General features: G+C 61.5%; 13 protein-coding genes and 1 tRNA gene. 3 read left to right on the top strand and 11 right to left on the bottom strand.

Annotated features, from left to right (window positions below; genetic code table 11):
• Window positions 1-81: 81 nt before the first annotated feature.
• The 9 genes from ET418_RS03320 to rnr form a co-directional block, all read right to left on the bottom strand.
• Window positions 82-582, bottom strand: coding sequence for an LEA/WHy family protein (locus tag ET418_RS03320; protein WP_149306169.1), 501 nt, complete (start codon window positions 580-582; stop codon window positions 82-84).
• A gap of 8 nt (window positions 583-590) precedes the next feature.
• A complete protein-coding gene (locus ET418_RS03315) occupies window positions 591-1,241 on the bottom strand; it encodes a transglycosylase SLT domain-containing protein (RefSeq protein ID WP_149306168.1) in 651 nt (216 codons plus the stop codon).
• A gap of 238 nt (window positions 1,242-1,479) precedes the next feature.
• A complete protein-coding gene (gene cydB, locus ET418_RS03310) occupies window positions 1,480-2,535 on the bottom strand; it encodes a cytochrome d ubiquinol oxidase subunit II (protein WP_149306167.1) in 1,056 nt (351 codons plus the stop codon).
• Window positions 2,536-2,538: 3 nt separating this feature from the next.
• The gene (locus ET418_RS03305; RefSeq protein WP_149306166.1) at window positions 2,539-3,885 is read right to left on the bottom strand and encodes a cytochrome ubiquinol oxidase subunit I; all 1,347 of its coding nucleotides are present in this window, start codon (window positions 3,883-3,885) and stop codon (window positions 2,539-2,541) included.
• A gap of 188 nt (window positions 3,886-4,073) precedes the next feature.
• Window positions 4,074-4,478, bottom strand: coding sequence for an RrF2 family transcriptional regulator (locus ET418_RS03300; RefSeq protein WP_149306165.1), 405 nt, complete (start codon window positions 4,476-4,478; stop codon window positions 4,074-4,076).
• Between the two features lie 228 nt (window positions 4,479-4,706).
• Window positions 4,707-5,795 (bottom strand): 6-phosphofructokinase, encoded by a 1,089-nt coding sequence (locus ET418_RS03295; protein WP_149306164.1) that lies wholly within the window; start codon window positions 5,793-5,795, stop codon window positions 4,707-4,709.
• Between the two features lie 208 nt (window positions 5,796-6,003).
• On the bottom strand, window positions 6,004-6,864 hold the full coding sequence (tatC, locus tag ET418_RS03290; RefSeq protein WP_149306163.1) for a twin-arginine translocase subunit TatC: 861 nt from the start codon (window positions 6,862-6,864) through the stop codon (window positions 6,004-6,006).
• Window positions 6,865-6,961: 97 nt separating this feature from the next.
• On the bottom strand, window positions 6,962-7,135 hold the full coding sequence (locus ET418_RS03285; RefSeq protein ID WP_149306162.1) for a twin-arginine translocase TatA/TatE family subunit: 174 nt from the start codon (window positions 7,133-7,135) through the stop codon (window positions 6,962-6,964).
• A 295-nt stretch (window positions 7,136-7,430) separates the two neighbouring features.
• Complete coding sequence (rnr, locus tag ET418_RS03280; RefSeq protein WP_149306161.1) at window positions 7,431-9,743, bottom strand: ribonuclease R; 2,313 nt, start codon at window positions 9,741-9,743, stop codon at window positions 7,431-7,433.
• A 207-nt stretch (window positions 9,744-9,950) separates the two neighbouring features.
• On the opposite strand from rnr, the gene ET418_RS03275 reads away from it, so the two are divergent.
• The gene (locus tag ET418_RS03275; RefSeq protein ID WP_149306160.1) at window positions 9,951-10,913 is read left to right on the top strand and encodes an NADPH:quinone reductase; all 963 of its coding nucleotides are present in this window, start codon (window positions 9,951-9,953) and stop codon (window positions 10,911-10,913) included.
• Between the two features lie 235 nt (window positions 10,914-11,148).
• Here ET418_RS03275 and msrA read toward each other — a convergent pair whose 3' ends face one another.
• On the bottom strand, window positions 11,149-11,616 hold the full coding sequence (msrA, locus tag ET418_RS03270) for a peptide-methionine (S)-S-oxide reductase MsrA (RefSeq protein WP_149306159.1): 468 nt from the start codon (window positions 11,614-11,616) through the stop codon (window positions 11,149-11,151).
• 49 nt (window positions 11,617-11,665) lie between these two features.
• A complete protein-coding gene (locus tag ET418_RS03265; RefSeq protein ID WP_149306158.1) occupies window positions 11,666-12,412 on the bottom strand; it encodes a YebC/PmpR family DNA-binding transcriptional regulator in 747 nt (248 codons plus the stop codon).
• A 121-nt stretch (window positions 12,413-12,533) separates the two neighbouring features.
• On the opposite strand from ET418_RS03265, the gene ET418_RS03260 reads away from it, so the two are divergent.
• Complete coding sequence (locus ET418_RS03260) at window positions 12,534-12,911, top strand: hypothetical protein (RefSeq protein ID WP_246152929.1); 378 nt, start codon at window positions 12,534-12,536, stop codon at window positions 12,909-12,911.
• 54 nt (window positions 12,912-12,965) lie between these two features.
• Window positions 12,966-13,040: transfer RNA gene (locus ET418_RS03255), tRNA-Cys, on the top strand.
• Window positions 13,041-13,070: the final 30 nt, after the last annotated feature.

Genomic DNA, 13,070 nt, shown 5'->3' with positions numbered 1-13,070 from the left:
GGCCAACTATAACAGAGCACGCGCTTTCATATCAAGCAAAAACGCCCGAAAACCGCTGCGCGGCACGCTTCCGGCAGGTTTTCAGCGCAGGCCCCGCAGGAGGTCCCTGATGCGGTCCAGGTAGGTGCCGGGCCGATATGCTTCCGGCAGGGAAAGGGTGCTGTCGCTGACGACCGGGATGATCATCTCCCCCAGGGGAGTGCCCAGGTGCAGGCGGGCCTCCAGGCGGTAGGGAATCTTGTCCGGGTCGGGCCGGCGCTTGAGGATCTCGATCAGGTCGTTGTACCGTATCCGCACCGGAAGGCGCAACTCCGTCTCCCCGCCCGCCGGAAAGGCGACGGTCCGCTGGAGACCGCCGGCGGCCAGCGGCAGGGCCATGACCCGGAGGTCGTAGGTATATCCCCGTAACGAGATGTCGAAAAAATTGGGGTTTTTAACCCCCAGGTAGCATTCCATGTCGAAGCCTGTGGTGTCCAGACCGACGATATTCGTACGTTTGATTGCTACCTGGGGGTCCTTGACGAAGGCGGCGCAGGCCGTCAACAGAAGAACCGCAATGAAGAGGGTGATGAGACGTCCCATGGCTGTCATCAGGGGGTTTTGGTGCCGGATTCTTCCATGGCGAGACGTTCGGTCTGGTGCTCCAGTTCGGCCAGCATCTCCTGGCGCACGTGCCGGATCTTTCTCAGATAGGCATTGGCCTGGGGGCCTTGGCCGCAGTAGAGCTTTTTAGCCCGTTCCAGGTTTCCTGCGGCGACCTCCAGCTTGGTGAACAGTTCGCGGACAGCGGCTTCGGCGCACTTTTCATCGTTTTCCATGTCCTGGGGGGTGTAGCCGTGACTTCTGGCCCGCTGCGGCATGAGTTGCCACACGCCAACCGCTCCCTTGGAAGAAACGGCCACCGCGGAGAGGCGGCTTCCGCCGGTCTCGGCCAAGGCGATCTCGGCCAGGTCGAAGGGCATGAAAGGTGTGCTGAGTGTTTTGGTAAAACAGAGGGCAGCCAGTTGGCGCGCCCGTTGAGGGGTTGTGCGGCGGGTGAAAGCGACTTCTATGGCGCTGACCTGACGCTTGCGTTCGCTCATGGAGATGCCCTTCTCCAAGAGGCTCTTGATCTCCCGGTCCAGCGGAGATTCAATGGGAGTGGTGACGACAGCAGCCTGCGGCTCCGCTTTTTTGATCGGAGTGTTTTCGCAGCCTGCGAGCACCAGCAGGCATGTTAAGCAGAGTAGTTTTTTTCGCATAAGAAAGAGTGTGGTCGGTTGTATCGGCTTTGCCGGAATGGCGTACACGCCTGGAAGTGTTGTCGGGGGGCTCCGGCTGGGTGCTCCTTTCTCGCTGTAGTTACCCTGAAACGCCAAAGTCCCGGTTGGCCGGGACTTTGGTTCGTTGCTCAAGGTACGTACTACTTATACTTCACGATCGTCGGTTTGTCAAGCCGAGGGGGGACTGTTGAGCTATATCAGCATGTTATGCGCTGATTTAGTACGCATCCGGGCTTCCCAACACGTCCTCGTTGCTGACGGGTGCCCTGAAGATCCGGTACACCCAGATCTTGTAGGCGATGACGGTCGGGACGAAGATCAGCGCCACCACGGTCATGATCTGCAGGGTCAGCAGACTGGAGGAAGAGTTGAAGATGGTCAGGTTGGAGGCCGGGTCGATACTGGAGGGGATCAGGTTGGGGAACAGCCCGGTCACGCCGGTAAAGACCACGAAGACAATGGTCAGACAGGAGAAGGTGAAGGCCTTGTAGCACTCGCCTTTTGCGGCAAAGACCTTGACCAGGAGGAGCGAAACCACGGCAATGACCGGAACGATCAACAGTACCGGGGCCTTGAGGAAGTTGCCGTACAGCTTGGTGGCCGGATAGGTGTAGCCTAAGAAGACGACCGCAACCACCAGGAGCGGCAGCCAGAGTTTGTTGGCCAGGGCGGCAGCTCGCTTGCTCAGGTCGCCGGTGGTCTTGATGGCGGCGTAGAGCGAGCCGTGCACGGCAAAGAGCAGGACGAACAGCACGCCGGTCACCAGGCCGTAGGGGTTGAGAAGGCCGATCAAGGTGCCGTCATAGGTGAAATTTATTGCGGCGAAATCGTTCTTCATGGGGATACCCTTGAAGATGTTGCCGAAGGCCACCCCGAACAGCAGGGCCGGAAGGAAGCTGAAAACGATGATGGCCTTGTCCCAGGCCCCCTTCCAGGCGGCGCTTTCCAGTTTGCCCCTGAATTCGAAGGAGACGCCGCGCACGATCAGGGAGAACAGGAGCAGCAGCAGGGCCGAGTACAGGTTGCTGAACATCAGGGCATAGGTGGTGGGGAAAGCCGCAAAGGTAGCGCCGCCCGCGGTAACCAGCCAGACCTCGTTGCCGTCCCATACCGGGCCGACCGTGTTGATCAGGACCCGTTTTTCGGTATCGTTCTTGGCCAGGAATCCCGATATGAAGCCGGTGCCGAGTACAAAGCCGTCGAGCATGAAATAGACCGCCCACAAAACGCCCCACAGTACGAACCAGATGGTCTGGAATACGGAGATGTCCATAGTTTATGCCCTCCCCTGAACGTTGATGATAGTGGAAATATTCTTGTCCGGCCCTTTTTTGGCGTATTTGATCAACAGGAAGATGTCGATGACGCCCAACAGGCCGTACAGGACGGTGAAGCCCAAGAGGGACAGGGCCACCTGGGTGGTGGAGATGGACTTGGAAACCGCGTCGGCGGTCTTGAGCACGCCGTAGACGATCCAGGGTTGGCGCCCCAGTTCGGCCACGAGCCAGCCGAACTGCTCAGCCAGGTAGGGGGCCGGGATAGCGAACACCATGAGCGTCAGGAACCAGCGCTGCTGCTCCAGATTCTGTCTGCGCGACAGGAAGATCGCCACCAGGCTGGCGAGGATCATGAAGCTGCCCAGGCCGACCATGAGGCGGAAGCTGAGGAAGGTCGGGGTAACCATGGGGCGGAGTTCCTTGGGGAAGTCCTTGAGCCCTTTGATTTCGGCGTTCGGATCGTGGAAGGCCAGCATGCTGAGGGCGTTGGGCACGCAGAGCGCCTCCACGGAGTTGCACTCCTGGGATGCATTCGGCAGGATCAGCAGGTTCATGCCGACGCCCCGCTTGGTTTCCCATTGGGACTCCATGGCGGCGAACTTGGTCGGTTGGGTCTTGGCGATCTCCACGGCGTGGAAGTCCCCGGTCAGGGCAACGCCGAGGGAGGCGACAAAGGCCCAGACCGCGGCCAGCCTGAAGGAACGTTTGAAAAAGTCGTTCTCGTTGTTGCGCAGCAGATGCCAGGCGGAAACCCCCATGATGAGGAATGCGGCCAGGGCATAACCCGAGAGCAGGGTGTGGGTGAACTTGATCCAGCCGTAGGGGTTGAGCAGGACCGTCAGGAAGTTCTCCATCTCGGCCCGGTTGTTGCGTAGCACGTAACCGACCGGTTTCTGCATCCAGGCGTTGGCCAGGAGGATGATCAGGGCGGAGATGTTGGTGGCGACCGAGGCCAGCCAGATGGCGGTCAGGTGGGCCTTCTTGGAAACCTTGTTCCAGCCGAAGATCCAGACGCCGATGAAGACCGATTCGAGGAAGAAGGCGAAGGTCGCCTCAATGGCCAGCGGTGCACCGAAGATATCGCCCACGTAGCGGGAATACTCGGACCAGTTCATGCCGAACTGGAACTCCATGGTGAGGCCGGTCACGACGCCCAGGGCAAAGTTGATCAAAAATAGTTTGCCCCAGAACTTGGTCATGCGGAGCCACATCTCATCCCCGGTGGTCACATACTTGGTCTCCATCCAGGCGGTCAGGATCGAGAGGCCGAGCGTCAGGGGGACGAAAATCCAGTGGAACATGCCGGTTGCCGCGAACTGCAGCTGACTGAGGGTTAGTACGTCCATACTTCCTCCTTGCTAAGATAGTGGTGCTGTGAGGTGTTTCCTTGAGGCGAATTGTAATTTGGCGTAATCAAACTGTTATTTGTCAGTCTATAACTTTTTTTTTGAAATGCAATCCTTTTATGCACAAAAAGACCCAAATTGTCCTGTTTTAGACAAAATTTTTTTGGCCGCGGCCGAAAGGGCGAAGGCTACCCTTCGGCCAACTCTTTCAGCGTGACCTTGTCAAGGATGCCCCGGACCTGGGATTGTACGTTCATCCATACCGGGTGCACGTTGCAACTGCTGCTGCGATCGCAATCTATTCCGTTGATGACGCATCTGTTGGGGATGATCGGGCCCTCTACGGCCTCGACCACGTCCAGGAGGGTGATCTTGTCCGCCGTGCGGCCGAGGATAAAGCCGCCGCCGGTGCCGCGGTATGATTTTACCAGCCCGATTTTGCTGAATTGCTGGAAAATTTTGGCAAGAAAAGTAGGGGGGACGTCAACTGCCGCGGCGATGTCGCTCAGCAGGCAGACTTGATCGGTAGGGCGGGATGCCAGATAGACAATACCGCGAATTGCATATTCACCCTTGCGGGTAAGTTCCATCATGGGATACAACCTCAAGAAGACTTTTTTTATCTTTTTATGGGTTTTTCCATTGTTTGTCAATAAAAATATTCAGGGCCTGTGCGTAAATACCTGCCGCGAGGGCCGCGCCCGGATTTGCGGCAGATTTGACTTGGCCGATTGAGCAAAACCGCAGGCGTAGCAGGGGCAACGCCTACGGATTTTGTGATTGGGGCCGGGGCGAAGATGCCGTGAAGGCGGGATGCGGGGTCAGCGTCCGAGCATCATGCCCAGCTCTTCGGCGGTTTGCACGATCTCCCCGGTGGGGTCTACCAGCTTCAGGTCGCGGACGGCATCCTCGATGGGGACCGAGGTGATGGCGCGCCCCTTCAGGCAGGCCATGCGCCCGAACTCCCCGGCGGCCACCATCTGCACCGCCTTGGTGCCGAAGCGGCTTCCCAGGGCCCGGTCGAAGGTGGTGGGAGACCCGCCCCGTTGCAGGTGCCCCAGCACGGTGACGCGCACATCCATATCCAGGCATTGTTCGATGCGCTTCGCCACGAACTGCCCGATGCCCCCCAGACGTTCGATGGCCTGGCGTTCATCCGCCTCGTGGGCCACGACCCTGCTGCCGCCTGCCGGGAAGGCTCCCTCGGCGACCACGACGATGCTGAAATGGCTGCCGCGGGCCGAGCGGCTGCTGACGGCAGAGCAGATGCGGTCGATGTGAAAGGGAATCTCCGGGATGAGGATGACGTCGGCACCGCCGGCAATGCCCGATTCCAGGGCGATCCAGCCGGCATAGCGTCCCATGACCTCCAGGATCATCACCCGGTGGTGGCTCTCGGCGGTGGTGTGCAGCTTGTCCAGGGCGTCGGTTGCCGTTTCCAGGGCGGTGTTGTAGCCGAAGGTGAAATCGGTCTCCCGCAGGTCGTTGTCGATGGTCTTGGGCACCCCCACCACCGGCACCCCCTTTTTGCCCAGCTCCAGGGCGATCTTGAGGGAACCCTCGCCCCCTACGGTCACCAGGGCATCGATACCGAGGGTCTTGATGTTTGCGACGACCGTGTCGGAGCGATCGGCGTGAACGATGACGCCGTCCTGCTCTACCGGATAGGAAAAAGGGTTGCCGCGGTTGGTGGTACCCAGGATGGTGCCGCCGCGGGGGAGGATGCCGCGCACGCTTTCCAGGGTGAGCGGCGTGCATTTATCGAGGTTCAGGAGGCCGTCGAAACCGTCCTCGATGCCGATAACCCGCCAGCCGTGGCCGATGATGGCGCTCTTGACCACGCCGCGGATAACGGCGTTCAAGCCGGGACAGTCGCCGCCGCCGGTCAGGATGCCGATGGTTTGCGTCATGGAGAACCTCCTTTGGCTGACATACGGCCGTTGGGACACAGGGAGCGGTGCTTTGGAACCTCGGAAAATCCCCCTCCCTTGACGGGAGGGGGGTAGGGGGTGGGTGAAGCTGCAACTGAGTTCATTCCATGGCAATCTCCCCCCCACCCTAACCCTCCCCCGCAGGGGGGGAGGGGAGATTTATGTCTTAATTCAAGCGCACAAGTCGCTAAGCCGTTGCGCCCTCTTCCGGTTCGGGCGGGGCAACCGCCTTTTTCTTGCCGAAGATCAGTGCCACCCAGATGCTGATCTCGTACATCATGTACATGGGGAGCATGATGACGAACATGGTGATGAGGTCGGCGTGGAAGGCGGCTACGATAGCGCTGGCCAGGAGGGCGTATTTGCGCTTGGGGGCCAGGATTTTGTAACTGACGATGCCGAAGCGGGACAGGATCAGGGTCAGGATCGGGAGTTCGAAGATCAGGCCGAAGATAAGGATGAGCCGCAGGCAGAAGTTGATGTAGGAACTGATGTTGAACCAGCTCTGCAACCCTTCGGCCTCGTAGGAGAGGGAGAAGTTGATGATGACCGGCCAGATCACGATGAGGAAGAACATGGCGCCGGCGCAAAAGGTTATCGTGGCTGCGGTGATGAAGGGGATCACCATGCGCCGTTCCTTGCGGGTGAGCCCCGGCGCTATGAACATCCAGAGTTGCAGGAAGACCACCGGCAGGACCAGCACGAACCCGAGCAGCATGGATATCTTGCACTGGATGAAGAACGGCTCCAGGGGGGCGCTGTAGTTGAGCGGGCGTTTCTTCTCCGGGGCGTTGATCTCCTGGTCCAGCTTGTAGCGGGTATAGAGTTGGGGGGCGCGTTCCTTGACCTTGGCATAGACCATCTTCTTGATCTCGGTCAGGTAGGTCTTGCCGGTCAGGGGTTTTTCCACGAAGGTGAGGACCGGGCCGGAGAAGTTCCAGGCCACGCCCATGCCGATAACCACGGCGACGACGATGATGACCAGCCGCTTGCGCAGTTCAACCAGATGTTCAATAAAGGGGGCAACTTTTTCTTTGTCTTCGCTCATGGGGTTCTTTCCTACCACAGGGCCACGCGGTTGCGCAACCGCTTTTTGCCGGGCGGGCCGGGCGTCACGCCGGCCGTAGGGATGACGGTAAACCTGGTTACGACTCTTTCTGGGGGGGAAGCTCGACGGTATCCTTGCCGTCGGCGGCCTTCCTGAAGTTGCTGATGGCCTTGCCGAAGGATGTGCCGATTTGCGGCAGTTTCCCCACGCCGAATACCAGCATTACGATGGCCGCGATAATAATCAATTCCGGGGTGCCAAAACCAAACATAATCTGTGATCTCCTTTGTATCGGTTCATTACGGCGCAGAAGGCCCCTGGAGAAAGGAGGAATAGCTCCACGGGCCTTCTTGCTGCACGGATTTTTGGGGGGGCGGCGGCCTTGTCCCCGGTTGGGCGGACGCCTCTGCCGCCCCTGTTGAACGGGGTGGATTGTTGGGCAAAGCATTAGTGCAAAACGCGGCAATGCTATACGAAGAGCATCCGCAAATCAAGCGCCATTGTCGGCGCATGCAGGCCTTGAGGGACGGTAGCGCCCATGACCAGCCGGAGCGGTAACCGCGGGATCAGCGCCGTTTCCTGCCGCCCCGGCCTTTTCCCTTGCCCGTGCCCGTGCCGGGCGCAGCCCCCTTGGGCTCCACGCCGCCGCCCCGCTTGGGGCCGCTCACCCGCTTGCCTTTGATCGGTATCCGCGGGTACTCCTCGGCCGGGCCGGCGCCGGCCGTGACCTTGGGCGGCGCGGAGGGGGTATGGGCCGCCAGGGTGAACTCGATGCGTCGGGTGGCCGGGGTGACCGCCGCCACCGTGACCCGCGCCTTGTCGCCGATGCGGAAGACGCGCCGCAGCCGGTTGCCCACCAGGGAGTGCTGCTTCTCCTGAAAGGTGTACTGGTCGTCGTCCAGGGTGGAGATGTGCACCAGCCCCTCCACGAACAGCTCCTCCAGCTCCACGAAAAAGCCGAAGCCGGTCACCCCGGTGATATAGCCGTCGAACTCCTCGCCCAGATGCTGCTGCATGTACTGGACCTTCTTCATCTCCACCACGTCCCGCTCGGCCTCCATGGCCACCCGCTCCCGCTTGCTGGTATGCTCGGCCGTCTCGCCTAGGTGTTCGGTGGCGATGGCGAGCTGTTTGCCGCGGCGCTTGTCCTCTTTCTTCTCGTCCAGGGCCAGGATCGCCTTGAGGATGCGGTGTACCACCAGGTCGGGGTAGCGCCGGATGGGGGAGGTGAAGTGGCAGTAGCAGGGGGAGGCCAGGCCGAAATGCCCCAGGTTCTCGGCGGCGTAGCGGGCCTGCTTCATGCAGCGCAGCAGGGCGTAGTTGAGCATGCGCTCCTCGGGCCGCCCCTCGGCCTGGGCCAAAAGGCGCTGCAACTCGGCGGGGTTGACCCGGTCCTCCACCAGGGCGAACTCGTAGCCGAAGCCGTAGATGAACTCCTGGAAGTCGTGGAGTTTGGCCGGGTCCGGGTTCTCGTGGATGCGGTAGAGGAACGGGATCTCCCGGGAGGTGACGAAGGCGGCCACCGCCTCGTTGGCCGCCAGCATGAACTCCTCGATCAACTGGTGGGCCAGGTTGCGTTCGGCCCGGACGATCCCCTCGGTCCGGCCGGTCAGGCCGATGATGATCTCCGGCTCGGGCAGGTCGAAGTCGATGCTCCCCCGCTTCTTGCGCATGGCCATCAGGATCAGGGCCAACTCCTTCATCTCTCCCAGCATGGGGGCCAGGGGGCGATGCTTGTCCGTCACCTCCGGGTCGTTGTCCACGATAATCTGCTTGACGATGGTGTAGGTCAGGCGGGCGGTGCTCTTGATGACGCTGGGGTAGAAGGCGCTCTCCACCATGCGGCCGGTGGCGTCGAAGAGCATCTCGGCGGTCATGGTCAGGCGCTCCACCTGGGGGTTGAGGGAGCAGATGCCGTTGGAGAGCCGTTCGGGCAGCATGGGGATGCAGCGGTCCGGGAAGTAGACCGAGGTGCCGCGCAGGTAGGCCTCCCGGTCCAGGGGGCTGCCGGGCGTCACATAGGCGGAGACGTCGGCGATGGAGACCCACAACCGGAAATTGCCCCCCTCACGGCGCAGGGCGACGGCGTCGTCGAAGTCCCGGGCCGTCTCGCCGTCGATGGTGACGGTGGTCATGCCCCGCAGGTCCACCCGCCCCTTCAGCTCCCCTTTGCTCACGGCCTCGGGCACGGCGTCGGCCTCGGCCAGCACGTCGGGGCCGAACTCATGGGGCAGGTCGAAGCGGCGGATGACCGACTGGACCTCCACCTCCGGGTCGTCGGGCCATCCCAGGATCTCCACGATGCGCCCCTCGGCCGGCCGGCCGCCGATCGGGTAGGCGGTCAGTTCGGCCACCACCTGCTGGCCGTCCTCGGCCCTGCCGCGCCCCTTGGGGGGGATGACGACCGCCAGGTTGAGGCGCTGGTCGTCGGAAATGACCACCGCGCCGCGGCGGCTCTCCTCGAAGCGTCCCACGATCCGGGTGGTGGCCCGTTCCACCACGTTCACGATCCGCCCGTCCAGCTTGCTGCCGCCCATGCGGCTCTGATTGGCGGTGGCCTCCACCAGGTCGCCGTGCAGGGCGTTCTTCATGAACTTGGCCGGGATGAAGATGTCCTCGCCGCCCCCCTCGGGCGCAACGAAGCCGTAACCGTCGCGGTGGACCGAGATCCGGCCGCGCACGGTCTTTACCTGGCCCGGCAGGACATAGCTGTTGCCCCGCAGGCGGGTCACCTCGCCATTATCCGCCATCTCCTCCAGCAGGTTCTTCAGTTCGCGCTTCAGGTGGCGGCCGCCGAAGTCGCGCAGCAGGGTCGAGAACAGGACCGCCCCCCCGTATTCCTTGAGGAGCGCCAGGATTTGTTTTTTTGAAACCGTCATAAGTATATCCCATCGTAGTGTGGTAGTTCGTGCGTTATGAGCCGCATGATATGCTTTTTTCCCGCAATTTGCGATACTTTCCTGCGGTTTATCCCCCGGGAACGTCGCTCTGCCCCGCCAGCCCGCTCATTTTTTTCCTTCCCGGTCCGGCGGAGTGAGGTAGAATAGAGAGTATGAAATGACACGTTAGGGAAAGGAGTGGATGGGATGAAAGCGATACGCGTTGCTCAATTCGGGCCTCCCGAGGTCCTGGCGCTGCACGAGGTGGCCGACCTGGAGCCGGGGCCGGGCCAGGTGGTGGTGGCGGTCAAGGCTGCCGGGGTCAACCCGGTGGATACCTATATCCGTTCCGGTCTGTACCAACATGCCGCGGCACCCCCCTATACGCCGGGGATCGACGGCGCCGGGGTGATCGCGGCGGTGGGGCCGGAGGTGAAGCATCGCCGGGTGGGGGACCGGGTGTACGTGGCCTGGTCCGTCTCCGGCACCTACGGGGAGCAGGTGCTCTGCACCGAGTTCCAGACCCACCCCCTGCCCGAGGGGGTCACCTTCAGCCAGGGGGCTGCCATCGGGGTCCCCTACGGCGCGGCCTATCGCGCCCTGTTCCAGCGGGCCCATGCCTGTGCCGGCGAAACGGTGCTGGTGCACGGCGCCAGCGGCGGGGTGGGGCTCGGTGCGGTGCAGCTCGCCCGGGCCGCCGGGCTGCGGGTGATCGGCACCGCCGGCACCGACCAGGGGCGGGCGGTGGTACAGGCCCAGGGGGCGCACCAGGTGCTCAATCACCACGAGCCGGGCTATCTGGACAAACTGGCCGACCTGACTTGCGGCCGTGGGGTGGATGTGATCCTGGAGATGCTGGCCAACGTGAACCTGGCCAAGGACCTGACGGCGCTGGCCACGGGCGGCCGGGTCGCGGTGATCGGCAGCCGGGGCCGGATCGAGATCGACCCGCGGGACGCCATGGGGCGCGAGGCCTCGATTCTGGGCGTCACCCTGTATAACGCCACGCCCCAGGACCTGGCCTCCATGCATGCAGCATTCGTGGCCGGCCTGGAAAACGGCACTCTGCGGCCGGTGGTGAGCAGGGAGTTCCCCTTGGCCGAGGCGGCGGCGGCCCATCACGCCGTCATGGAGGCCAACACCTTGGGCAAGATCGTGCTGATCCCCTGACACAAGTTTAAGAGGTTGTTGAAAAACAGCCATCTCGCCGCCATCCTCAAAAGCCCTTTCGTGCGGCGTAGCGCCCGGCCTTCGCAGCCAAAGCTGCTTCGGCGGAGTAGGCCTGCTACGCCTCCTCAGAGCTTTCTGCTGGTGCGACGATCTGACTATTTTTGAACAACCTGAGTTTTTCGACAGCCTCTTAGAGGCTAAATGGAATGAAAGGGGCGGCTGAGGGGAGGGGGCGTCAGAACCCGCAGCCGCCCCCCTGCTTTTGGTGATACTTTTGGTGGTACGCCTCCGCCTCCCAGAAGGTGGTGGCGGGGACGATCTCGGTCACGATCCTGCGGCGCAGCCTGCCCGAAAGGTCGAGGCGTTCCAGGGCCGCCTCGGCGGCCCGGCGCTGTTCCTCGGAATGGTAGAAGATGGCCGAGCGGTACTGGTCGCCCACGTCCGGCCCCTGGCGGTTCACCTGGGTCGGGTCGTGGCACTCCCAGAATAGGTCCAGGAGCCGGTCGAAGGTTGTCAATTGGGGATCGAAGGTGATCTCCACCGCCTCGGCATGGCCGGTGGCATGGCTGCACACATCGCCATAGGTGGGGTTTTCGGTGCGGCCGCCCGTGTAGCCAACCCTGGTGGCCACGACGCCGGGTGCATCCATGAAGGCGTCTTCCACGCCCCAGAAACAGCCGGCGGCAAAGGTTGCTATCTCCATGCGGCCTCCCAAAAGAAAAGGGGGCCGAAGCCCCCTTGATTGTCTCTGTCTACATATCCAGCTTTTCCATCTCTTCCGCCGAGATGTCGAAGTTGGCGTACACGTTCTGCACGTCGTCGTTGTCCTCCAGCTTGTCCATCAGCTTGAGCATGGTTTCGGCGTGCCTCCCCTCCAACTCCACCTGGGTCTGGGGGATCATGGTGATCTCGGCGCTGACCATCTTGAAGCCCTTGGCCGCCAGGGCCTCCCTGACCTCGATGAACGAGCCCGGCTCGGTCATGACCTCGATCTGGTCGTCCTGCTCGGCCACGTCGTCCGCGCCCGCCTCGATGGCGGCCTCGAACAACTGCTCGAAATCCACCGAATTGTCGTAGACGATCAGCCCTTTTTTGCTGAACATCCAGGCAACGCAGCCCGCCTCGCCCATATTCCCGTTGTTCTTGGTGAAGATGCTGCGGATATCGGAGACGGAACGGTTGCGGTTGTCGGTCAGCACCTCCACCAGCACCGCCGCCCCGCCGGGGCCGTACCCCTCGTAGACGATCTCTTCGTAGGTAACCCCTTCCATCCCGCCGGTACCCTTCTTGATGGCCCGGTCGATGTTGTCCTTGGGCATATTCTCGGCCTTGGCCTTATCGACCGCGGTCCGCAGGCGCGGGTTACCGTTGGGGTCGCCGCCCCCCAGTTTGGCGGCAACGGAAATCTCCTTGATCAGCTTGGTGAATACCTTGCCCCTTTTGGCATCCGCTGCGCCCTTTTTGTGCTTGATGGTGCTCCATTTATTATGACCTGACATCCTTCCCACTCCTTCGAAAAAATGTGGTGTAGCTTTTTTTGTTGCTATAAAAAGTGACAGACATTAGCATGGCGACCACGCTACTGTCCAGAGGGAAAAACTGCACAAAGGGGGCAAAAATATGATGACAATCATATGTTACCTCAGACGATTCGGGCTCCTGTCGCTTGTCACAGTGGCGCTTTTGGCCGGCTGCGCCGGGGTGGATTCCAACACCCGCGACGATGCCTCCACTCTTCCCCCGATCCTGACCCTGGACGAGGTTATCCGTCCGTACATTAAGATCGGCAGGATTCAAATCACCCGCGAGGTGTTTAAAACCGACGCCCTGAACAATACCGACGTCTACGACTGGGGCACTGCGGCCCTGCGCCGGGAGGCGGCCAAGATGGGGGCGGATGCCATTATCTTCCCGGAGATCAACGGCTCCTATATCATGTCGGTTGTGATACCCTCAACCGAGTACCGCGCCACCGGGGTGGCGATCAAGTTCAAATAAATGGATTGACAGGCCTGAGCTAATTTTATATAAGAAACGTCCACATTTCATCGTGGCGACGTAGCCAAGTGGTAAGGCAGAGGTCTGCAAAACCTTTATTCGGCGGTTCAAATCCGCCCGTCGCCTCCAAACAAATTCAAAGGGTTAGCCTGATCGGCT

This window comes from Oryzomonas rubra, assembly GCF_008369015.1.
GTDB classification, from domain to species: domain Bacteria; phylum Desulfobacterota; class Desulfuromonadia; order Geobacterales; family Pseudopelobacteraceae; genus Oryzomonas; species Oryzomonas japonica.
This window is presented reverse-complemented; position numbering and strand designations above follow the sequence as displayed.

Bases quoted from the DNA above. Each gene is read 5' to 3' on its own strand.
- ET418_RS03260 (WP_246152929.1), top strand. From the start codon at position 12,534: ATGATGACAATCATATGTTACCTCAGACGATTCGGGCTCCTGTCGCTT.
- ET418_RS03265 (WP_149306158.1), bottom strand. From the start codon at position 12,412: ATGTCAGGTCATAATAAATGGAGCACCATCAAGCACAAAAAGGGCGCA.
- msrA (WP_149306159.1), bottom strand. From the start codon at position 11,616: ATGGAGATAGCAACCTTTGCCGCCGGCTGTTTCTGGGGCGTGGAAGAC.
- ET418_RS03305 (WP_149306166.1), bottom strand. From the start codon at position 3,885: ATGGACGTACTAACCCTCAGTCAGCTGCAGTTCGCGGCAACCGGCATG.
- ET418_RS03300 (WP_149306165.1), bottom strand. From the start codon at position 4,478: ATGATGGAACTTACCCGCAAGGGTGAATATGCAATTCGCGGTATTGTC.
- ET418_RS03295 (WP_149306164.1), bottom strand. From the start codon at position 5,795: ATGACGCAAACCATCGGCATCCTGACCGGCGGCGGCGACTGTCCCGGC.
- ET418_RS03315 (WP_149306168.1), bottom strand. From the start codon at position 1,241: ATGCGAAAAAAACTACTCTGCTTAACATGCCTGCTGGTGCTCGCAGGC.
- rnr (WP_149306161.1), bottom strand. From the start codon at position 9,743: ATGACGGTTTCAAAAAAACAAATCCTGGCGCTCCTCAAGGAATACGGG.
- cydB (WP_149306167.1), bottom strand. From the start codon at position 2,535: ATGGACATCTCCGTATTCCAGACCATCTGGTTCGTACTGTGGGGCGTT.
- ET418_RS03320 (WP_149306169.1), bottom strand. From the start codon at position 582: ATGGGACGTCTCATCACCCTCTTCATTGCGGTTCTTCTGTTGACGGCC.
- ET418_RS03285 (WP_149306162.1), bottom strand. From the start codon at position 7,135: ATGTTTGGTTTTGGCACCCCGGAATTGATTATTATCGCGGCCATCGTA.
- tatC (WP_149306163.1), bottom strand. From the start codon at position 6,864: ATGAGCGAAGACAAAGAAAAAGTTGCCCCCTTTATTGAACATCTGGTT.
- ET418_RS03275 (WP_149306160.1), top strand. From the start codon at position 9,951: ATGAAAGCGATACGCGTTGCTCAATTCGGGCCTCCCGAGGTCCTGGCG.